Source organism: Azospirillum sp. OGB3, assembly GCF_014192915.1.
Classification (GTDB): Bacteria; Pseudomonadota; Alphaproteobacteria; order Azospirillales; family Azospirillaceae; genus Azospirillum.
Map to the genome: position 1 here is coordinate 78,260 of NZ_JACHYN010000017.1, position 20,688 is coordinate 98,947.

22 protein-coding genes and 1 tRNA gene are annotated in these 20,688 nt (G+C 66.4%); 11 read left to right on the forward strand and 12 right to left on the reverse strand.

Annotated elements, in window-relative coordinates; genetic code table 11:
- Positions 1-108: 108 nt before the first annotated feature.
- The 4 genes from FHW79_RS26075 to FHW79_RS26090 all read right to left on the reverse strand — a co-directional run bounded on the left by FHW79_RS26075 (position 109) and on the right by FHW79_RS26090 (position 2,778).
- Positions 109-441: a hypothetical protein gene (locus FHW79_RS26075; RefSeq protein ID WP_183181599.1), complete on the reverse strand. Its 333-nt coding sequence runs from the start codon at positions 439-441 to the stop codon at positions 109-111.
- A gap of 3 nt (positions 442-444) precedes the next feature.
- Positions 445-1,239: a hypothetical protein gene (locus tag FHW79_RS26080; RefSeq protein ID WP_183181600.1), complete on the reverse strand. Its 795-nt coding sequence runs from the start codon at positions 1,237-1,239 to the stop codon at positions 445-447.
- 741 nt (positions 1,240-1,980) lie between these two features.
- Positions 1,981-2,286 (reverse strand): hypothetical protein, encoded by a 306-nt coding sequence (locus FHW79_RS26085; RefSeq protein WP_183181601.1) that lies wholly within the window; start codon positions 2,284-2,286, stop codon positions 1,981-1,983.
- A gap of 207 nt (positions 2,287-2,493) precedes the next feature.
- Positions 2,494-2,778 carry a hypothetical protein gene (locus FHW79_RS26090; RefSeq protein ID WP_183181602.1) on the reverse strand — a complete coding sequence of 95 codons (285 nt, stop codon included), beginning with the start codon at positions 2,776-2,778 and terminating at the stop codon, positions 2,494-2,496.
- 84 nt (positions 2,779-2,862) lie between these two features.
- Between FHW79_RS26090 and FHW79_RS26095 the strand changes: the two genes are divergently transcribed.
- The gene (locus FHW79_RS26095; RefSeq protein ID WP_081863150.1) at positions 2,863-3,219 is read left to right on the forward strand and encodes a helix-turn-helix transcriptional regulator; all 357 of its coding nucleotides are present in this window, start codon (positions 2,863-2,865) and stop codon (positions 3,217-3,219) included.
- Positions 3,220-3,794: 575 nt separating this feature from the next.
- Here FHW79_RS26095 and FHW79_RS26100 read toward each other — a convergent pair.
- Together FHW79_RS26100 and FHW79_RS26105 are read right to left on the reverse strand one after the other, a co-directional pair.
- Entirely contained in the window at positions 3,795-4,247 is a 453-nt protein-coding gene (locus tag FHW79_RS26100; protein WP_183181603.1) for a DUF29 domain-containing protein, read from the reverse strand.
- A gap of 6 nt (positions 4,248-4,253) precedes the next feature.
- Complete coding sequence (locus FHW79_RS26105; protein ID WP_183181604.1) at positions 4,254-4,727, reverse strand: DUF29 domain-containing protein; 474 nt, start codon at positions 4,725-4,727, stop codon at positions 4,254-4,256.
- Positions 4,728-4,873: 146 nt separating this feature from the next.
- Here FHW79_RS26105 and FHW79_RS26110 point away from each other — a divergent pair, with 146 nt between their 5' ends.
- The 3 genes from FHW79_RS26110 to FHW79_RS26120 all read left to right on the forward strand — a co-directional run bounded on the left by FHW79_RS26110 (position 4,874) and on the right by FHW79_RS26120 (position 6,833).
- A complete protein-coding gene (locus FHW79_RS26110; protein WP_137104996.1) occupies positions 4,874-5,089 on the forward strand; it encodes a hypothetical protein in 216 nt (71 codons plus the stop codon).
- 50 nt (positions 5,090-5,139) lie between these two features.
- Positions 5,140-5,562, forward strand: a complete 423-nt coding sequence (locus tag FHW79_RS26115) for a hypothetical protein (protein WP_183181605.1) — start codon at positions 5,140-5,142, stop codon at positions 5,560-5,562.
- A gap of 197 nt (positions 5,563-5,759) precedes the next feature.
- Positions 5,760-6,833: a site-specific integrase gene (locus tag FHW79_RS26120; RefSeq protein ID WP_183181606.1), complete on the forward strand. Its 1,074-nt coding sequence runs from the start codon at positions 5,760-5,762 to the stop codon at positions 6,831-6,833.
- Positions 6,834-6,852: 19 nt separating this feature from the next.
- Here the strand turns inward: FHW79_RS26120 and FHW79_RS26125 are convergent.
- Positions 6,853-6,946 (reverse strand) — tRNA-Ser (locus FHW79_RS26125).
- Positions 6,947-7,143: 197 nt separating this feature from the next.
- Here FHW79_RS26125 and FHW79_RS26130 point away from each other — a divergent pair.
- A complete protein-coding gene (locus FHW79_RS26130) occupies positions 7,144-7,377 on the forward strand; it encodes a hypothetical protein (RefSeq protein WP_183181607.1) in 234 nt (77 codons plus the stop codon).
- Between the two features lie 221 nt (positions 7,378-7,598).
- On the opposite strand, the gene FHW79_RS26135 is transcribed toward FHW79_RS26130, so the two are convergent.
- From FHW79_RS26135 to FHW79_RS26145, 3 genes are all read right to left on the reverse strand, one after another.
- Positions 7,599-7,853: a DUF4167 domain-containing protein gene (locus FHW79_RS26135; RefSeq protein WP_183181608.1), complete on the reverse strand. Its 255-nt coding sequence runs from the start codon at positions 7,851-7,853 to the stop codon at positions 7,599-7,601.
- A gap of 61 nt (positions 7,854-7,914) precedes the next feature.
- Entirely contained in the window at positions 7,915-8,223 is a 309-nt protein-coding gene (locus tag FHW79_RS26140) for a hypothetical protein (RefSeq protein ID WP_183181609.1), read from the reverse strand.
- Between the two features lie 405 nt (positions 8,224-8,628).
- Positions 8,629-9,612: an oxidoreductase gene (locus tag FHW79_RS26145; protein ID WP_211108495.1), complete on the reverse strand. Its 984-nt coding sequence runs from the start codon at positions 9,610-9,612 to the stop codon at positions 8,629-8,631.
- 86 nt (positions 9,613-9,698) lie between these two features.
- Between FHW79_RS26145 and FHW79_RS26150 the strand changes: the two genes are divergently transcribed.
- Both FHW79_RS26150 and FHW79_RS26155 read left to right on the forward strand, forming a co-directional pair.
- Complete coding sequence (locus FHW79_RS26150; protein WP_183181610.1) at positions 9,699-10,703, forward strand: AraC family transcriptional regulator; 1,005 nt, start codon at positions 9,699-9,701, stop codon at positions 10,701-10,703.
- 257 nt (positions 10,704-10,960) lie between these two features.
- Positions 10,961-11,545 carry a DUF2087 domain-containing protein gene (locus FHW79_RS26155; protein ID WP_183181611.1) on the forward strand — a complete coding sequence of 195 codons (585 nt, stop codon included), beginning with the start codon at positions 10,961-10,963 and terminating at the stop codon, positions 11,543-11,545.
- 32 nt (positions 11,546-11,577) lie between these two features.
- Here the strand turns inward: FHW79_RS26155 and FHW79_RS26160 are convergent, their stop codons facing one another.
- Positions 11,578-12,306 carry an amino acid racemase gene (locus FHW79_RS26160; RefSeq protein ID WP_183181612.1) on the reverse strand — a complete coding sequence of 243 codons (729 nt, stop codon included), beginning with the start codon at positions 12,304-12,306 and terminating at the stop codon, positions 11,578-11,580.
- A 61-nt stretch (positions 12,307-12,367) separates the two neighbouring features.
- Complete coding sequence (locus FHW79_RS26165) at positions 12,368-13,816, reverse strand: short-chain fatty acyl-CoA regulator family protein (protein ID WP_183181613.1); 1,449 nt, start codon at positions 13,814-13,816, stop codon at positions 12,368-12,370.
- A gap of 219 nt (positions 13,817-14,035) precedes the next feature.
- On the opposite strand from FHW79_RS26165, the gene FHW79_RS26170 reads away from it, so the two are divergent.
- The 4 genes from FHW79_RS26170 (at position 14,036) to scpA (ending at position 20,547) form a co-directional block, all read left to right on the forward strand.
- Positions 14,036-15,568 (forward strand): acyl-CoA carboxylase subunit beta, encoded by a 1,533-nt coding sequence (locus FHW79_RS26170; protein ID WP_183181614.1) that lies wholly within the window; start codon positions 14,036-14,038, stop codon positions 15,566-15,568.
- 23 nt (positions 15,569-15,591) lie between these two features.
- A complete protein-coding gene (locus tag FHW79_RS26175; protein WP_183181631.1) occupies positions 15,592-17,592 on the forward strand; it encodes an acetyl/propionyl/methylcrotonyl-CoA carboxylase subunit alpha in 2,001 nt (666 codons plus the stop codon).
- Positions 17,593-17,630: 38 nt separating this feature from the next.
- Complete coding sequence (locus tag FHW79_RS26180; RefSeq protein ID WP_014198536.1) at positions 17,631-18,224, forward strand: biotin transporter BioY; 594 nt, start codon at positions 17,631-17,633, stop codon at positions 18,222-18,224.
- Between the two features lie 169 nt (positions 18,225-18,393).
- On the forward strand, positions 18,394-20,547 hold the full coding sequence (gene scpA / locus FHW79_RS26185) for a methylmalonyl-CoA mutase (protein ID WP_183181615.1): 2,154 nt from the start codon (positions 18,394-18,396) through the stop codon (positions 20,545-20,547).
- Positions 20,548-20,688 lie beyond the last annotated feature (141 nt).

Genomic DNA, 20,688 nt, shown 5'->3' on the forward strand with positions numbered 1-20,688 from the left:
AGGCCCGCCGCGGTGGCTGCAACAGCGCGGCGGGCCGACTGTCGGTTCTGTGGATGGAGCTGGCGGGGTGACGGCGCGAAACTTTCAGTCACGCCCGGCCTGCCAGCCTCATGTCCGTTTCCCGACGCCACCCGCGAGCTTCAGCAGCTCGTGCGTGGTCAGTAGGCGCCCGTCGACCTGATGCAAGGCGCCGCACCGGTAGACGCGCCGCCCAACCGCGCGCAGTGCCAGCACAGCGGCATAGAGCCCGGCGGCGTGGCGGTCGCCGGTGGAATGCCGGCTGACGCGCTGCGCGGTCGAAACCTTCAGGGCCATCTGCACCTCGCCCACGGAGGCCGCCCGGCGCCGCGGCGCAGGAGCTGCCGCCATCGCGGCCGGAGGGACAGCTGCCCCGCCGCTCAGTAGCAACCCCATCTGTTCGCTTGCGAACGATCCCGCCATGGCTCATGCCCTCCCTCCGGCGACGGCATGCAAGGTCGGTTGAGTTCTGGCCGGGGACATTGCCGGCGGAGCGCCCACGCGCACCTCGAGGCTGTAGACGCCGAGCGCGCCCTTCAGCCGATCGGCAAGCCGTGCGTCGATCCAATCCCGCTGAAACGCGTTGGGAACCCACAGCACTGCCGAGCCACCGTCGAGCTCGATGGCCACGCCCTCAAACCATCGCATTTCGGTCGGCGAGAAGTGGGCGGCAAGCACCGCGGCCAGAGCGCCTTCGCGTGTGCGTGCAGGTGCCGGCGTGCCCGCGCGCGCCAGGTTGATTCCAAGGTTACAAGGATAGGAGGACTCCGGTGTCCTCCGTTGGGCGGGGGTTTTGTCCTCCGTTGCCGGCGCCGGAGTCCTCCGTTCAAGGGCACCGAAGACTCCGGAGTCCGGGACACCTGTGTCCTCCGTTGCCGATTCGGCGACTTCGCGACGTTCCAGCCAAGCCCGGTTGAACCGAACCTGCGCGGGGCGTCCCTTCGCCGGCCGGCCAACGTCTTCGATCACCCGTTCCTGGCGCAGGGCCGCCCGCGCCCGCACCACGTCGCGCTCACACAGCGACGTGTCGGCGGCCAGGGCCTCGACGCCGACGGCATCCCACACGGTCAGTTCGCCGCTGGCCGCGAAGGCCTGACGGTCGAGGCGATCCAGCATCGCCCACGCCACCACCTTGTCGCGCAGCTTGAGCCGGGGATTGGCCCGGATCGCCGCCTGAAACCGTCCAACGATTCTGCGAAATTCTGCGTTCGCTTCGCTCATGGCGCACCTGTCCCGTCTCCGGCAGTTCCGTGACCAGCCGGCGGTTCAGCCGTCATCGCGGCGCACAAATCCGTGGCCGGAAATGACGGCAATCGAGTCGCAATCGAGTCGCGGTTGAAGTATGATGACGGCGCACACCTTCCCGTTCGCACCGGTGGTCAAGGCCGGGCGTCCGAACGGTTCCTGAGCGCAGTCCTGGGGCGGCCGGTCGCAAGGCCGCCCCAGCTCAGGGCGGTGCCCTTGGTGTCGTCAAAGCGAAAACCCTCCCGTTCACGGCCACGCCCTGCGCAGCCGTGCTGTTGGTGAGGGCACAAGCCGTCCCGTGCGCCGGCCAGCCGACCGACGTAGGATTCAAGTGCCCTGGATGACGCCGGCCGGACGAGCGGCCGCGAATCGAGGTGACCGGCCCCGGTTCAATCCGCGCGCAGATCTTCTCCGTTCACAGCCACGTTGGGACGCGGCTGCGGCAGAAAACCTCTCTGTTCCGCTCATGGGTTGAGCGGTGCACAGACGCAGGAATGATCAGGCGATCAGCCTCGGGGGGAACTGGGGGGAGCGCGTGGCATCGATGGCCCTCCGATCGGTGTCAGGGATGCACCGCGCCCGCATGGGCACGGTATGGGGTGGCAGCGCGTGGGCAGCCGGAAACGGCGCCGCGGACCGCGCAGCAAAGCCAGAGGTAGGAGTCGGATTTCGAATCTTGTGGAATGCTCGGTGCCAGGAGGTGGCAGCGAGTCGACCTCATGCCGAGCCTCGCCCACAACTCCGGGAAGGAGGCGACCGACGCAGTGCCGGCGTGACCATGTGCAGGCGGGTGATGGCCGTTTTCAGCAAGGCCTCCAACTGGTCGGCCTCGTCGTCGGGCAGATCGGCAAGACCGCTCCGGTCATGGAAGATGGCGCGCACCACCTGATCCAGGTTCGTCCATCGCATCGCGGCGGCCGCTTGGAACTCTGGCCACAGGGCGAGGACAGCCTGCTGGCGCCCAGTCAGGGCGGCAACGTCGTATGGCGTCCCGGATGAATCGTGGGCGAATGGCGCCGTCATACTGACTCCCTTCGCAACAGAGGATTTCCCTCCGCCGTCTTGCCTACGTCCATCGCCTCTCCCTTCCCCTCAGCCATGGCTGTTGCCCAGCTCACGCCTTGCGAGCGATGCTTCCGAACGCGACAGATGTGAGTTCTTATGCATGCGGCTTCCCCTTTTTCACCGCTACCCGCTTGACGCGGTTACGCTCCACCATTGGCGCCCCGGCTATGCGGGGTGTCCAATGAGTTCCGCAGACATTTCATCTGATATGGCGGTGATTGAATCCGGGGTCTTGCGAGCCTGGGCGATCTTTGCAAGACGCTCCAGAGTTACGTTCTCAAATCCTCGACGTCGAGCTGCCTCGACAACTCTCAGCCACTTCTCACCGGGTATCGAGTTTCGGCGCTTCCAAGCGCGCACGGTCAATCCGGTCTCGCCAACATCGTTGCCCATTGCAACGGCATTCGGCCAGAGATCAATGACGTTGGTGAATGTGTCGAGGTCATCCATGGCCAAAACAGTACATCATGTACTGTCGTGCTGCAATACGCTTTGTACCGGACCGTCGCGTCGCGTAACGATACAATTCCGCACATGAAGGATGAAAAGGCCAGAGGCGAACGCCTGAGAGCCATACGAAAGAAGGCTGGATACAGCTCTGCGGAGAAATTTGCAGAGACACATGGCTTTTCGGCCGCTACAGTGCGTAGCGCCGAGAATGGTAACCGTCCCCTCACGGTTCGCAACGCAAAACTATTCGCCACACAACTCGGCGTTACTTGGCAGTGGCTTTATTTCGGCGACGACAAGCACCCTGAGGCCGAGTATGCCGAGGCTGTTGAATATTTGAAGACACTTCATCCACGGCGCCGCGCTGCAATTCTTCAGATGCTTCGGACTGAGGCGGAGTTGGCCCAGGAAGATCAGCAGCATATTCCCGAATCACGTTGAGCATTCGCTTTCTGACGTGATCGGGAAGGCTTCGCAAGATCTGCTCCGCTTCAGCCAACTCACGTCCGCGCACCGGCATCCCCTTTCTCGCTGCACCGCGTTTACATTCGCGTTTGTTTGAACTGCAAGCCCAAATAGGAACGAACCAGCAACAAAATATCCTAACCTTCGGTTGCCGTATACTATCTAGTTGTAGGTTCGGAGATACGGAAAAGCATAGGGTTGCATACTACGGTATGCAGCAACCTCGCACTGCACCGATGAGCTTAGCGGCTTGCGTGCAAACAGTACATTATGTATTGATATCAGACGATACATAATGTACCGCTCATTGGGGGCGCTTGTAAGAGCGCGTCGCCCGATGCCGGTTCGAGGAAGGTCCGACCATGCCTCTCCCATTAGACTCTGTGAATTGCGCCGACATCACCGCCTTAGCGGACGGCCTGGACAGACTCTTAGACCGGCTGCAAGTCGCTCATGCAGCCGGCCAGATCGATGCGGACGATGTTAGGGACGCCCTCTTTGCCCTGCGCTGTTCGGGCGACGCACACGATGATGGAGTCGGGGACGCCGGTTCACGCTTCGGGCAGGAAGCCGTCGTCCATCATCTGATCAAACGACCACGGACAATCCTTCGGAAACGTCGTTTCCGGCAGACCGGTTTCCCGCTCCGCGCCGATCAGCGCATCGCTGTAGGCATCGACGATGGTTTCGCCGAGCATGGCCTTCAGGCTCGGGTTTTTCCGAAGGTGGCGCTCGATCCGGTTGCGCTGCTCCTTGATCGTCAGGCGCCAACTGTTCCCCCGAAGGCCGGGTTGGAAACGCCATTTCAGCAGATGGAGCAACAGCACGGTCAACCGGCTTTCCAGTTGCTGCTGCTCACTGCGCCCCATGCTTTCGATTTCCTCGGCAAGGTTCTCCAGGTCCAGATCGACGTTGCTGCGCTCCGCCGCCAGCCGCCGAAGCCGGCTGGCTTGATCCTGCGTCCAGGCAAAGAAGTCGCTATCGTAAAGCCGCGTATCAGGCATGGGCGATCACTCCGCCAAGCCGTGCCGGTTCGCCGGCCACCAGTCGCGGTCAAGCACCTGATCAATCCTGTAGGCGCAGCTTGTCGGAAGACCTTTTACCCAGGCCTGATCGCTGTAGAGCGCCGTCAATTCCGCCACGGCGTCCTCCGTCAGCTCGTCCAGATCGAGTCGATTCAAAGCCGTTGGCGACCGCTTGGCTCGGCGCTTCACCGTGTTGCGCCACGCCGTTACCTCGCTGCGCCAGTGCCGTCGCGGATCAACGTCCGGGCAGTGCTCCAGCCTCAACAGGTGGCCAATGATCTGGACAACGAGTCCCTCGATCTTATCCAGGGTGTCATTGCCCATATCCTCGATTTCCTCTGCGAGGTTTTCCAGGTCCAGATCGACGTTGCTGCGCTCCGCCGCCAGCCGCCGAAGCCGACCGGCCTGATCCTGAGTCCAGGCAAAGAAGTCGCTGTCGTAGAGCCGCGTATCAGGCATGGGAAAACCCTCCGGTCTCTAAATATGACCCGCGCCAGTCCATCTGTCCAACGCACCCGCATCGGCTTGCCGCAGATGTCGGCCATGCCGAGCAAGGTCATCCGTCTCCCGGATATGAGCCACCCGAACAGCGGGGCCCGGGCAGCATGAGCGACCATTTACCCCGCGTGCTGCTCGGCTTTCAGCCGCGCGAGGGCCTCTTCGTCGTGCAGATCGAAGGCGAGGCCGGGCCGCTGCTGAAAACGCCCGATCCCTCCGCGGCGGTCTCCGCCGTCGGATTGTCCTCCATCTCGTGCCGTACCGCTCCCCATGCCTCCCGGCGCGCCTTGCGCGCCCTGAAATCCTGCGGAGTCGACGTATGATATCCATCACACACAGTACGGCGCACCCACCCGCGCCGATCGCCGCCAGATTGGCGCCCCTCCGCCTTCCGGAGCGCCACGCCGCCCGCCACCGTGAAGCCTGCGCGACCAAGGCCCCAGCGCCCGCCATCCGGCGCATCCGCGCCGTCCGCAGGGCCGATGGGCGCGTCGCGTACCCGGAGGTGGTCCGGTACCGGCTGTACCGCTGGAATGAGGCGGAGGAGGCCTACTGCGCCGCCGAGCTGGTGGATCTGCCGCCCACGGTGGAGAGCCATCCCGACGAACACATGCGGGGGAGGGCGCGGGCATCGCGCCGGCCCTTCCTGCCGGTGACTCTGCCCTATGTCGCCGACGTCCGGGATCTCGTCTTGTACGAGCGCCTGAAGGCCCGTGGCGCGCTTGAGCATGGGCATCGAGTCGCCATGGACGATGGCGGCGAACCGATCGACAAGCACGCCGCGCCGCGAGGCTGACGCATGAGCGACCTTTCCAGCACGGAGTCACAGGAACGGGAACGTTTCGGGGCGTCCGAGGCGGCGCGCGTGTCGGGCCTGTCCCTGCGGACCATACAGCATCGCGCGGCGGAGATTCCCGGTGCTGCTAAGCTGTTCGGGCGCTGGACCTTCGATGCCGAGCGGTTCCGGCGCTGGATACAAGATCAGGAGGCAGCATGCCATCGAACCTCTACAAGCGCGGTGCCGTCTGGTGGGCCCGCATACAGGCCGGCGGGGCCGAGCATCGACGAAGCTTACGCACGTCTGATCGGAAAGAAGCCCAAAGGCGCCTCGACCAGCTCAAGAAGGAAATCACCGCCGCGGTCCACTTCGGCGAATCACGCCTGACATGGAAAGCCGCGGTCGTGCGGTACCTCACTGAGGTGGGGCCGGACGCGGTGAAGCCCGGCACCTTAAAGCGCTACACGGTCAGCCTCGGGCAGGTCGGTCCGCATCTGGAGGCGCTGTACGTCGATCAGATCACGCGGAAGACCATCTCCACCCTGGTCAGCGCCAGGAGCAAGGGCGGAGCCAGCAACGCCACCATCAATCGGGACCTGACCGCGGTGTCCGCCGTCCTGGGCGCCGCCGTCGAATGGGGAGCGTGCGAGGCGAACCCGGCGCGCGACTACAATCGCCGCCTCACCCGTGAACGGCGCGAGTCCATCCATCCTCCGTCCAGCGCGGACGTGGAGGCCGTCATCACGCGGTGCCCCGGCCTGTTCGCCAGCATGATCCGGTTCCTCGCCCAAACCGGCTGCCGGCAGGAGGAGGCCGCTGGCCTGACGTGGGGACAGGTGAACCTCAAGGCCGGAACGGTGACCTTCCTGAAGACGAAGACCAGCCGGCCCCGAACGATCCGCCTGGAACCTGAGACGGTGGCGATGCTGACCGCGCTGCCCCACTTCCTGGGTTCCGACGCGGTGTTCTGGCACGGAAAGGGATCGCGTTATCTCAACGTGTCGTCACGGTTTCGGGAGATGGTGCGGTCGGCACAAAAGTCGGCACAGCGGGTGGGCACACCGTTCCGGCCCTTCCGCTGCCACGATCTGCGGCACGGCTTCGCCATCCGGGCCTTGCGGGACGGGTGGGACATCTACGCCCTGTCCAAGCACCTCGGGCACAGCAGCGTGAAAACGACGGAGATTTATCTCGGGTACGTCCCGGCCAGGGCCGGCACAAAAACCGGCACATCTATAACGGTTTCTCCTGGGTTGCATCCCCAGGAAACCGCCAAATCAGCCAGCTAAGTATTTGATTTGAAAGGAATGGCGGAGGGGATGGGATTCGAACCCACGATAGGGGTTTGAGCCCCTATAACGGTTTAGCAAACCGCCGCCTTCAGCCTCTCGGCCACCCCTCCTACCGGGCCGGCGCCCTGTGGCGCCGCTGGCGTGGGTGCGTTCTAACGATCCGGATGGGGCCTGTCAACGCTTAGTCGCCAAAAATGTGATCGAGCCCAGAAACTTCAAAATCTGTATAAAATTTTATATACTTTTTAGAAAATCAGAGGTAGCTTACGACTGTAACGCGATCGCAATGCTTGGTCAGGGGGACGCCATGAGCTTGTCACGCCGCTGTGCCGAAACGCTGATCGATCTGGTCGAGATCAAGCTGAGCTGCCTGGAGATTACCGATCGGGAAGATTTGCGCGAAAAGGAACTGCTGTTGCGTTGTGTCCAGGAGCTGAAGGCCGAAGTGCGCGGTGAAAGCGGTGCGACCGCGGCCTTCGCTGCGCCCAAGCGGCGGGGGCGCCGGCCCAAGCACCTGCAACTCCAGGATCTTCACGCCTGAGACGGTTTCCAGGTCCCCAACTGCTCGGAGTCCGTTCTGAGAAACGACATCCGCTTGAGGCGTTGGAAAATCGGGCCGATCGTGGCGATGCGGATGACGGCGACGGAGGTTCGGGGGGCCTGCATAAGGACGGGCCGGGCGGCGGCATCGCAGGAGCCATGACAGCGTCCGCCCGACCGGCCACCGCTTCGGGAGCCGCTGGCCCCTGGAGCGGCGAAGTCTCAGGGATCGTTGCGGTCGTGTGTCACGCGGAACCAATGCTCCGCATACTGACGACAGGATTCTGCTTCGACCGAATTACCGGATCGCTCGGCATCTTCGGCACGGGACAGCCATTGGAGGTGCTTTTGCCGCGCGGAGCCATTTGCCTTTGGTTGTGTGCGGGTCAGGTCTCCCTGCGTGGCGTGTCGTTGGGCTGCTTTACCGAACCGGGGCTGCCGACGGGCTCGATCACCCGCCGGATTGTCAAAAGGCATAACGTTGATCCTCGGTTGGTCGGCGGACCGTGATCAGGAACGAAGGATCGTTGCGGAACGCTCAATCCTCGCCATCTTTCGGCACACCGGAAAACGCTCGGAAAGCTTCGGTCACATCATTCATGACCTGCGGGAAGAACGCAACGCGGCCGGCAAGAGGACCTTCGTTGATCGGCGTGGGACGGGGGAGCGGGCGTGGCGGTGAGAGCGGCTTGGCGGGTTCCCGCTCGTCGGCACGGAGAGGCTCGTAGAAATGTAGGGCGAGTTGGCCGTCGGGTTCGGCAGCGTAGGGAAGGCCGGGCTCAGTCCGGCGTTCCGCACCTGGAAGGACATACTGGTCGCCCTGGGCGGTCCTTTCCGTCAGCGGCATCCAAGACACCCCTTCGCCCGTTGAAGCCTCGCTCAACCTATCAGGTTTCCGCCAATCCGCTCCAGCGAATACGGCGGACTGCCGATGGCCCGCGACGGTCGAACACCAAAGTCGCCAATCACCTGAGTCGTCAAACATGCGGCGGCGGCATCAATGTTCTGCGCCGATTCGATCGGGTCGTGGTGGCGTCGCCGGCCCACCCGCCGGATCCGATCGTGGTCTGGCAGAACTGGCAGACGGTGCGCCTCCCGGATGTGATGTGGGGTCAGTGGTTCGGATCACCACCGCGGCGGTCCCGAAGCCCGCGAAACCGACTTTCGGCCATCGCTTCGTCGGTCTGCGAGCGGATCGGTAACGTCCGTCATCGCTGCGAGCGGCATCCTCGACGGGCGACGCCGTGACCGGTCAGGGCAACGAGGCGCCGGTCAAAGTCTGCGAGACGCGCCACAGGCGCTCGGCCAGCGCGTCGTCCGCCGCCCAGGGGTGCACGCCACGCCGCCCCGTCGCCGCGCTGTGGACCGGAGCGACGTCGCAGTCCTCGCAATAGACCCCGCCAAGGCCTTCGAGCTGTGGGCTGGTTGCGCACCAGACGCTGGTGGCCGCCCCTTGCGCGACGGTTTTCATGCCGCGGGCAGGATCGATGCGTGGCCGTCCATCCGCGTCCAAAGCATCGAAACCGGCGATCTCCGCGGCGGTCAGATGGCGGCTCAACTCGGTGAGAATCTGTCCCGGATGCAGCGAGAAGGCGCGCACCCCTTCGTCCCGGCCGCGGCGATCCAGGGCGACGGCGAACAGCGCGTTGGCCGTCTTGGACTGGCCGTAGGCGTTCCACTTGTCATAAGGGCGCCGTTCGAAGTCGAGGTCGTCGAAGTCGATTCCGGCGATCTGGTGGCCACGCGACGAAACCGACACGACGCGCGCGCCGCCCACCTCACGCCCCGCCGCGAGAAGCGCCGGCCACAGGGCCAGGGTCAGCCGAAAATGGCCGAGATGATTCGTTGCGAACTGCCCCTCGCGCCCGTCGGCGTCGCGGTGAAGCGGTGTCGCCATGATGCCGGCGCTGTTGACGAGGATCGACAGCGGCCGCCCGGTCTCGCGGAAGCGCCCGGCAAAAGCGGCGACCGAGGCGGCGTCCGCGAGGTCGAGCGCCTCCAGTTCGACGCGGTCGAGGCCGGCCAGCGCGGCCGCCGCCCGGGCGCGGTCCCGCGCCGGCACGATGACGGTCACCCCGGCGCCGGCGAGCGCGCGCGTCGTCTCCAGCCCGATGCCGGAATAGCCGCCGGTGACCACCGCCACGCGCCCGCGGAGATCGATGCCGCGGACGGCCTCGGCGGCGGTGGTGGCGGGACCGAAGCCGGACCCGATGGGTGTCTGGTCTGGGGAAATCATCAAGCCTCCTCACAGGGCGTGGCGTCGGGCGCCCTTGTCGCCTATATGCGCCGGATGATCCATCCCGCTCCGTCCGGAATCCTGTCGTGATCGTCCAGAACGCGCCCGCCGACGTGCTGTCGGACGTGCTCCGCCTGATGCAGGCTCAGACCTTGTGCTCCGCGCGTCTCGTCGCCCGGGGCGCATGGTCGATCCGCTTCCAGCCGCCGGACACGATCAAGTTCAACGTGATGACCGCGGGGACCTGCTGGATTCGGCCGGATGGGCCGGATGGGCCGGATGGGAGGGAAGCGCCGCGGCGCCTCGATGCCGGGGATTGCTTCGTGGTGGTGCGCGGTGGCTTCGTCCTGGCGAGCGCGCCGGACCTGCCCCCCGTCCCGGCTGCGCAAGTGTTCCAGGCGCCGGGCGGTGAGGCCAACGTCAACGCGGGGAACGGCGTGCCCGGCGCAGCCGGGGACGAGGTGCGCTTCCTCGGTGGCAGCGTGCGGTTCGACCGGCTGGACGGCGGCCTGCTGTTCGACCTGCTGCCACGGCTGCTGATGATCCCCGGCGACGTCCCGGGAGCCGCCCCGATCGGCTGGCTTCTGGACCAGCTCGACCGGGAATGGCGTGCCGGGGGCGTGGGGTCTCAACTCGTCTGCAACGACCTGCTGCGGTTGATGTTCGTTCACGCCTTGCGGACGCATCTGAGCGAACATCCGCCGCAGGGTGCCAATTGGTTGGCGGCAAGCCTGGATTCCTCCATCGGCCGGGCCCTTGGCGCCATCCATGCCGAGCCGTGCCGCAACTGGACGCTTGCGGAACTGGCGGGCATCGCCGGGCGGTCGCGCTCCAGCTTCGCCGCGGCCTTCCGTGAGCGCGTGGGCATTCCCCCGATCGATTACATGCTGCGCTGGCGGATGCGCCTTGCCGCCACGCGGTTGCGGCGGGGGCAGGAACCCGTCTCCACGATCGCCGCCTCGCTCGGCTATCTGTCCGACAGCGCCTTCAGCGCCACGTTCCGGCGGATCATGGGCGTCTCGCCGGTCCGCTACCGGACGGGAGCGGACAAGGCTCCCGCTTCGGACCGGGCTGCGGCGATCAAGGATTGAACGCGTCGCGCAGAGCCTCTGACAAGGCGGGCGGAGCGGCTCGTCACAGCCGGGGGCGGCGAACTGTGGGTTGCCGCCGCCGCCGCCTTGCGCTAGAAAGCCATTCTGGTCGGCAGTTCACCAAGGCGTCGTCGCCCCGTCGAGGGGAGCTAAACCTGCCACGACACTCTCTCGACCGACACCTCATCGCGTGCCGCGTCGGAAGTCGGCGACCACCGGCATCCCTTCGCGGATTGGCGCGTTGTGAGGATGATTCCATGTCCAGGACATCGCTGCCCTACAGCGCGGACGATATTTCCGCGCTTGCGCGCTCGTTGCGCGCGCAACTCGCTGGCCGGACCGAGCCGCCCGGCCATGTCGAATGGCTCAACATGCTGGCCAAGGCGGTCGGCTGCCGGAACTTCCAGCATTTCCGGACGCAGGCCCCGGTTCAGACGACGGAGCGGATGACGGCACAGGACCGTCCCGGCGCGGCGCTCGAAACAGCGTCGCCGGTCGATCCGGTCCGGGTGCTGAAGGTGGCCCGCTGCTTCGACGCGCCCGGCGTCCTGCTGCGCTGGCCGCCGAAGCGGAGCGAGCGGGACCTGTGCCTGTGGGTCCTGTGGTCGCGGATTTTCGCCGGCCGGGCGATGAGCGAGGGCGAGGTGAACGGCCTCCTGCGCAACGCCCACCGCTTCGGCGACCATGTCCTGCTGCGCCGGGAGCTGTACGATTTCGGTCTGCTCGACCGGACGCGCGACGGAAGTGTTTATCGGCGCGTGGAGCGCCGGCCGCCGCCGGAGGCGCTCGCCATGATCCGCCGCCTGAAGGCTGCGTCCGCCACCGGACGGGCGCCATCCTAGGCGCCACGTGCCTGGAAGAGGCGGGCGGTGGCCTAGTCGCCCAGCGCGAAGGCCACCGCGGCGTCGGTATGGAGCGCCGTCGTGTTGAACATGGGGATATCCGGCCGGTCGGCCTGATCGACCAGCAGGAAAATCTCGGTGCAGCCGAGGATCACCCCCTGCGCCCCGTCGGCGGCCATCCGGTCGATGATCTCCAGGTATTGGGCCTTGGACTCCGGGCGCAGGTCGCGTCGCACCAGCTCGTCGAAGATGATGCGGTCCACGGTCTCCTTGTCGGGGTCCGTCGGCACCATGATCTCGACCCCAAAGCGCTCCTTGTAGCGGTGGTGCAGGTCCTCGGAGCGCATCGTCGGCATGGTGCCGAGCAGGGCGACCCGCGACAGGCCGGCGGCCCGCATCGCCGCGCCGGTCGGGTCGGCGATGTGGATGAAGGGGGTGGCGCGCTCCGCCATGATCGGCTCGACCACGCGGTGCATGGTGTTCGACACGCACAGGATCACGTCGGCCCCGGCGCGCTCCAGCGCGTCGACCTTGCCGGACAGGTAGCGGTGCGCGGCATCCCACTCGTTCCGGCGGACGAAATGCTCGATGTTGCCGAAATTGACGCTGACGATGACGATCTCGCCGTTGTCCCAGCCGCCGAAGCGGGCGTTCAGCCCGTCGTTCAGCAGGCGGTAATATTCGGCGGTGGCCTGGTTGCTCATGCCGCCGAGGACGCCGATGGTCTTCTGGGGCAGGGGCCGGGCGGTGGGCGTCGTCATGTCGTGATCCTGTCGGTTGGGCCGCGGATGATAGAGCCGCCGAAGCGGAATCGCCAACCGCTTAGGCCTTCTCCACGGTCCGCCCCTCCTGGGTGAACAGGTAGGGGACGAAGCTGCGGTGGTGCTCGTCCACCGACAGCTGGCTGCCGATGGGCGGGAAGGCGCGCTGCTGGCAGTCGGTGCGCTCGCAGATGCGGCAGTTCACGCCGATGGGCACCGCGGCGGCCTCGTTGGAGGTGTCGATGCCGGCGGCGTAGACGATCTCGTTGGCGTGCGTCGCCTCGCAGCCCAGCCCGACGGCGAATTGGCGCGACGGCTTCAGATAGGCGCCGCCGCGCTTGGTCACCGTGCGGGCGATGCCGATGTAGGTGGTGCGGTCGGGCATGGTGGCGAACTGCACCAGGATCTTGCCGGGCTGGGCGAAGGCCTCGTGCACGTTCCACAGCGGGCAGGCGCCGCCGAAGCGCGCGAAGTGGAAGCGCGTCGCCGAATGGCGCTTGGTGATGTTGCCGGCCATGTCCACCCGCACGAAGTAGAAGGGCAGACCCCGCGCCCCCGGCCTCTGCAGGGTGGACAGCCGGTGGCAAACCTGCTCGAAGCTGGCGCCGAAGCGGCTTTGCAACTGCTCCACGTCGTGGCGCAACGCGCGGGCCTGGGCGGCGAAGGCGCGATAGGGCAGGACCAGAGCCCCCGCGAAATAGTTGGCGAGCCCGACCCGGCAGATCGACCGCGCGTCCTCGCTGGAGAATTTCGCCTGGACGACGAGATCCTCAATCACGTCGCCGAAGCCCAGCAGGGCGATCTGGTGCGCCATGTGGAAGGCGCGGCTGGGGCCGTTCAGCAGGGCGGACAGGCGCAGCGTGCCGGTGCTGCCGTCGTAGCTGCGCATCGCCGTCTCGCCGTCGTCGGCGACGATCTTCACGCGCACGTCGTGCCGCCGCTTCAGATAGGCGGCCAGCTCGTTCAGCAGGGCGCCGGAGTGGATCTTCTCGGCGTTCCATAGCGCCTCCGCCGCCTCGTCCAGCGGGCCGATGTAGTTGTTGCAGTAGTGGAAATAGTCGCGGACCTCCTCATAGGGGAACTGCGGCCCGGCGAAGGCGTCGCTCGGCTCCTGGTTGGACAGGCTGTCGGCCAGCGACTGCACCCGCTCGTGAAGCTTCTGGTAGGCCTGATGCAGGCTCAGCACCCGGCGGGCCAGCTCCGGGCTGGAGCCCACGGCGCTGCGCAGCTCGGCGTTGGTCAGGGGCGCCCCGGCGAACAGCGGGTCGGCCAGGGCCTCGCGCAGGTCGGCAACCAGACGGCTGTCCTCGTCCTCGACGAAGTTGGACAGGTCGACCTCGAACACGGCGGAGATCTTCAGCAGCACCGGCAGGGTCAGCGGGCGCTGGTTGTTCTCGATCTGGTTCAGATAGCTCGGCGACAGGTCCAGCGTCTTGGCCAGCGCCGCCTGGGTCAGCCCGCGCTGCTCGCGCAGGCGGCGGAGCTTGTAGCCGAGGAAGAGCTTCTGCATGGACACGCCTACCACCCGGAGATTATGCCGAAGTGCATATTTGCAATCTTGGCAAACCGCGCGCTGCGTTTGCAAAGATGTTCGCAACTTCGCACATTTTTCCCGCCCGGCCAATTGCCCTGTTGCAAATCTTGTGAATAATCCAGGCGTTCCGGTGAGGGGACCGCTGCCACAAGGTTCGCAAGATCCTCCGCCGCTCGCCAAAGTGGGAAACGCCTGATGCAAGAAATTCTGGCCAAGTTGGACGCCATGCGCTCCGGTGCGCGGCTGGGCGGCGGCGAAAAGCGCGTCGCCGGGCAGCACGCCAAGGGCAAGCTGACCGCGCGGGAGCGCATCGAACTCTTCCTCGACGAAGGCTCGTTCGAGGAGTTCGACATGTTCGTGCAGCACCGCTGCAACGACTTCGGCATGGAAGGCCAGAAGGTTCCCGGCGACGGCGTGGTCACCGGTCACGGCACAGTGAACGGGCGCCTCGTCTTCGTCTTCAGCCAGGACTTCACCGTCTTCGGCGGCTCGCTGTCGGAAGCCCACGCCGAGAAGATCTGCAAGATCATGGATCAGGCGATGAAGGTCGGCGCGCCGGTCATCGGCCTGAACGATTCCGGCGGTGCGCGCATCCAGGAGGGCGTGGCCTCGCTCGGCGGCTACGCCGAGGTGTTCCAGCGCAACGTCAACGCCTCGGGCGTCATCCCGCAGATCTCCCTGATCATGGGGCCGTGCGCCGGCGGTGCGGTGTACTCGCCGGCCATGACCGACTTCATCTTCATGGTGAAGGACAGCTCCTACATGTTCGTGACCGGCCCGGACGTGGTCAAGACGGTCACGCACGAGGTGGTGACGGCGGAGGAACTGGGCGGGGCGATCACCCATTCCAGCAAGTCCGGCGTCGCCGACATGGCCTTCGAGAACGACGTGGAGGCGCTGCTCCAGCTGCGCCGCTTCATCGACTTCCTGCCGGCCTCCAACCGCGAGCGGGCGCCGGAGCGTCCCTGCACCGACCCGATCGACCGCGACGACCTGTCGCTCGACACGCTGGTGCCGGAGAACCCGAACAAGCCCTACGACATGAAGGAGCTGATCCTCAAGACGGTCGACGAGGGCGACTTCTTCGAGCTTCAGCCCGATTACGCCAAGAACATCATCATCGGCTTCGGCCGCATGAACGGCAGCACGGTCGGCATCGTCGCCAACCAGCCGATGGTTCTGGCCGGCTGCCTGGACATCGACAGCTCGAAGAAGGCCGCGCGCTTCGTGCGCTTCTGCGACGCCTTCGAAATTCCGATTTTGACCCTGGTGGACGTCCCCGGCTTCATGCCCGGCACGACGCAGGAGTACGGCGGCATCATCAAGCACGGCGCCAAGCTGCTGTTCGCCTACGCCGAGGCCACCGTGCCGAAGATCACCGTCATCACGCGCAAGGCCTACGGCGGCGCCTATGACGTGATGGCGTCCAAGCATCTGCGCGGCGACATCAACTACGCTTGGCCGTCGGCGGAGATCGCGGTGATGGGGCCGAAGGGCGCGGTGGAGATCATCTTCCGCGGCGACATCGGCGACGCCGCCAAGATCGAGGCGCGCACCGAGGAATACCGGCAGAAGTTCGCCAACCCGTTCGTGGCGGCGTCGCGCGGCTACATCGACGACGTCATCATGCCGCACGGCACCCGCCGGCGCGTCATCAAGGCGCTGTCCATGCTGAAGAACAAGCAGCTCCAGAACCCCTGGCGCAAGCACGACAACATCCCGCTCTGAAGGCGCGCCGCCCCATGACGACCCTGTTCTCAAAGATCCTGATCGCGAACCGCGGCGAGATCGCCTGCCGCGTCATCCGCACGGCGCGCCGCCTGGGCATCAAGACGGTTGCCGTCTATTCGGACGCCGACAAGAACGCCCTGCACGTCGAGATGGCCGACGAGGCCGTCCACATCGGCGCCGCCCCCTCGGCGCAGAGCTACCTGCTGATCGACCGCATCGTCGACGCCTGCAAGAAGACGGGCGCCCAGGCCGTCCATCCCGGCTACGGCTTCCTGTCCGAGAAGCGCGAGTTCCAGGAGGCGCTGGCCGCCGCCGGCATCGCCTTCATCGGTCCGGACGCCCACGCCATCCAGGCGATGGGCGACAAGATCGAGTCCAAGAAGCTGGCCAAGGCCGCGGGCGTCAGCACGGTGCCCGGCTATCTGGGAGTCATCGCCGACGACAGCGAGGCGGTGACCATCGCCCGCGACATCGGCTACCCGGTGATGATCAAGGCGTCGGCCGGCGGCGGCGGCAAGGGCATGCGCGTGGCCTGGAACGACGAGGAGGCCCGCGAAGGCTTCCGCTCGGCCCAGAACGAGGCGCGCTCCTCCTTCGCCGACGACCGCGTCTTCGTCGAGAAGTACATCCAGCAGCCGCGTCACATCGAGATCCAGGTGCTGGCGGACGGGCAGGGCACCGCCCTGTATCTGGGCGAGCGCGAATGCTCGATCCAGCGCCGCCACCAGAAGGTCATCGAAGAGGCGCCGTCGCCCTTCCTCGACGCCGCCACCCGCAAGGCGATGGGCGAGCAGGCCGTGGCGCTGGCCCGCGCCGTGGACTACAAGTCCGCCGGCACGGTCGAGTTCATCGTCGACGCCGAGCGCAACTTCTACTTCCTGGAGATGAACACCCGCCTCCAGGTGGAGCATCCGGTCACCGAGCTGGTCACCGGCCTCGACCTCGTCGAGTTGATGATCCGCGTCGCGGCGGGCGAGAAGCTGACGCTTCGCCAAGACGACATCAAGCTCCACGGCTGGGCCATCGAGTCCCGCGTCTACGCCGAGGACCCCTTCCGCAACTTCCTGCCCTCCACCGGCCGGCTGACCCACTACCGCCCGCCGTCGGAGGACCCGCACGTCCGCGTCGACACCGGCGTCTACGAGGGCGGCGAAATCTCCATGTACTACGACCCCATGATCGCCAAGCTGTGCAGCTGGGGGTCGACGCGCGACGCCGCCATCGCCCGCATGCGCGAGGCGTTGGACCAGTATTACATCCGCGGCGTCAGCCACAACATCCCGTTCCTCGCCTCGCTGATGGCCAACCAGCGCTTCGTCGAAGGCCGGCTGACCACCAACTTCATCGCCGAGGAATACCCGACCGGCTTCCACGCCTCCGACCTGCCGCCGGACGACCCGGCGGTCCTGATCGCCGTCGCCGCGGTGATCCATCGCTGCCTGAACGACCGCGACATCCAGATCACCGGCAAGATGCCGGGCAACAAGGTCCGGGTGCGCGACGACTGGGTCGTCGTGATGGACGGCGCGCAGCATCCGGTCCATGTCCACCCGACGGAGGGCAGCCCGCAGCGCATCGGCTACACCGTCGATTTCGAGGGCCGGCACCATGTGGTGTGGAGCGACTGGATGCTCGGCCAGCCGCTGTTCCGCGGCACGGTGAACGGCGCGCATGTCTGCGTCCAGGTGGACCGCGTCGGCGTCGGCTACCGCCTGTCCCACTCCGGCAGCCAGGCGCTGGTCAAGGTGCTGACGCCCAACGCCGCGCGGCTCGACGCGCTGATGCCGGTGAAGGCGCCGCCGGACATGTCGAAGTTCCTGCTGTCGCCGATGCCCGGCCTGCTCGTCTCGGTCGCCGTGACTGAGGGGCAGGAGGTCAAGGCCGGCGAGGTGCTGGCCGTGGTCGAGGCGATGAAGATGGAAAACATCCTGCGCGCGGCGCAGGATGGCACGGTGTCCAAGGTGCACGCGACGCCCGGCTCCAGCCTGGCGGTCGATCAGAAGATCCTGGAGTTCGCGTGAGCCAAGCGGGCTCCGACATATAGGGAAAGGTAAGGACGATGGCTTTCGCAAACACGCTGACGCAGCGTGCCGCTTCGCTTCTCGAAACGGTCGCCCCGCGGGGCGGCCTGCTCACCGCCGCCACCGCGGCGGTTCTGGGCAGCCTGCTCCTGGCCGCCTCGGCCAAGGTCCAGGTCCCGTTCTGGCCGGTTCCGATGACGATGCAGAGCATGGTCGTCATCCTGCTCGGCATGGCCTACGGCAGCCGCCTCGCCACGGCGACGGTCCTGCTGTACCTGCTGGAAGGCCTCGCCGGCCTGCCGGTCTTCGCCGGTCCGGGCGCCGGCCCGGCCTACATGGCCGGTCCGACCGCCGGCTACCTGCTGGGCTTCGTCCTGGCCGCCGGCGTCACCGGCTGGCTGGCCGAGCGTGGCTGGGACCGCAGCCCGCTGAAGGCCGTCGGCGCCCTGGCGATCGGCCATGCCCTGCTGTTCGTCCCAGGCGTGGCCTGGATGGCCGTCCTGTTCGGCGGCGAGAAGGCCGTCGCTCTCGGCCTGACGCCGTTCCTGGCCGCCACGGTCCTGAAGACGGCGCTGGGTGCCGCGATCATGCAGGCCGCCTGGAAGGTCGTCGCCCGCCGGTCGCAGGGCTGAGGGTAGGGGGGCTTGCTTGCCCCCACCCTAACCCTCCCCCGCTGGGCGGGGGAGGGGACTAACTCTCCCTCCCCTGCGAAGCGGGGGAGGGCCGGGTGGGGCAAGACCCTCCCATTCATTGATCGTTTCAAATCATTCGAACCAAGAAGCCGTGTCGAGGAGACGTCCCATGAGCGAATTCCCGAAGAAGACCCAGGCCGACTGGCAGGCCCTGGCCACCAAGGACCTGGGCGCCAACGGGACGCTCGACGACCTCGTCTGGAAGACTCCGGAGGGGCTGGACGTCAAGGCCCTCTACACCGCCGACGATCTGGATGGCCTGGAACTGGACAGTCTGCCCGGCTTCCCGCCCTTCACCCGCGGCCCGCGCGCCACGATGTACGCGGTGAAGCCCTGGACCATCCGCCAGTACGCCGGCTTCTCGACCGCCGAAGAGTCCAACGCCTTCTACAAGGCGAACCTGAAGGCCGGGCAGATGGGCCTGTCGGTCGCCTTCGACCTCGCCACCCACCGCGGCTATGACAGCGACCACCCGCGCGTGGTCGGCGACGTGGGCAAGGCCGGCGTCGCCATCGACAGCGTCGAGGACATGAAGATCCTCTTCGACGGCATCCCGCTCGACAAGATGTCGGTGTCGATGACCATGAACGGCGCGGTGCTGCCGATCCTCGCCGGCTACATCGTCGCCGCGGAGGAGCAGGGCGTCAGCCAGGACAAGCTGAGCGGGACCATCCAGAACGACATCCTCAAGGAGTTCATGGTCCGCAACACCTACATCTACCCGCCCGAACCCTCGATGCGGATCATCGCGGACATCATCGAGTACACGGCGCTGAACATGCCGAAGTTCAACTCGATCTCGATTTCCGGCTACCACATGCAGGAGGCCGGGGCGACCGCGGTGCAGGAACTGGCCTTCACCATCGCCGACGGCCTCGAATACGTCCGCGCCGCCATGTCCAAGGGGCTGCCGGTCGACAAGTTCGCGCCGCGCCTGTCCTTCTTCTTCTCCATCGGCATGAACTTCTTCATGGAGATCGCCAAGCTGCGCGCCGCGCGCCTGCTGTGGTCGACCCTGATGAAGCAGAAGTTCGACCCGAAGGACGCCCGATCGCTGGCCCTGCGCACCCACTGCCAGACCTCCGGCGTCAGCCTGACCGAGCAGGACCCCTACAACAACGTCATCCGCACCACCATCGAGGCGATGGCCGCGGTGCTGGGCGGCACCCAGTCGCTGCACACCAACGCCTTCGACGAGGCGCTGGGCCTGCCGACCAAATTCTCCGCCCGCATCGCCCGCAACACCCAGCTCATCATCGCCGAGGAGTCGGGCGTCACCAACGTGGTCGATCCGCTGGGCGGCTCCTACTACATCGAGAATCTGACCCACAGCCTCGCCAAGGCTGCGCTCGACCTCATCAACAAGGTCGAGGATCTGGGCGGCATGACCAAGGCGGTGGACAGCGGCATGCCCAAGCTGCTGATCGAGGAGGCCGCCGCCCGCCGGCAGGCCCGCGTCGATCGCGCCGAGGAGGTGATCGTCGGCGTCAACAAGTACCGTCCGGAGAACCCCGAGATGGTCGACGTGCTGGACATCGACAACACGGCGGTCCGCGAATCCCAGATCGCCCGCCTCAATCAGGTCCGCGCCAACCGCGACGACGCCAAGTGCCGCGCCGCCCTGGAGGCGCTGACCAAGGCCGCCACGGAGAAGTCCGGCAACCTGCTCGCCCTGGCGGTGGAGGCCACCCGCGCCCGCGCCACGGTCGGCGAGATTTCCGACGCGCTGGAGAAGGCCTTCACCCGCCACGTGGCGGTCATCCGTTCGGTTTCCGGCGTTTACGGCGCCGCCTACGAGGGCGACGAGGGCTTCAAGAGGATCCAGGAGGAGGTGTCCGCCTTCGCCGCCGAGGAAGGCCGCCGCCCGCGCATCCTCGTCGTCAAGATGGGCCAGGACGGCCACGACCGCGGCGCCAAGGTGATCGCCACCAGCTTCGCCGACATCGGCTTCGACGTGGACATCGGACCGCTGTTCCAGACCCCGGAGGAGGCCGCCCGTCAGGCGGTGGAGAACGACGTGCACGTCATCGGCGTGTCGTCCCAGGCCGCCGGCCACAAGACGCTGGTCCCGCAACTGGTCGAGGAACTGCGCCGCCAGGGCGCCGGGGACATCCTGGTCGTCTGCGGCGGCGTGATCCCGCCCCAGGACTACGACTACCTCTACAAGGCAGGCGCCGCCGCCATCTACGGCCCCGGCACCAACATCCCGAAGGCCGCCTCCGACATCCTGGCCATCCTGCGCAAGCAGAAGGCCGCGGCGTGAGGACAGAGGATGGGGTCTCCTTTGCTCGCGCTCCTAAGGCAGTGGCCGACGAGGCCCCTGCGCCTTGGGATTTGACCGATGGGCAGATGCGCTGGTTGGAGGAAAACCGCCCGGCGCTGAATGCCTATGATGAATTCGTTG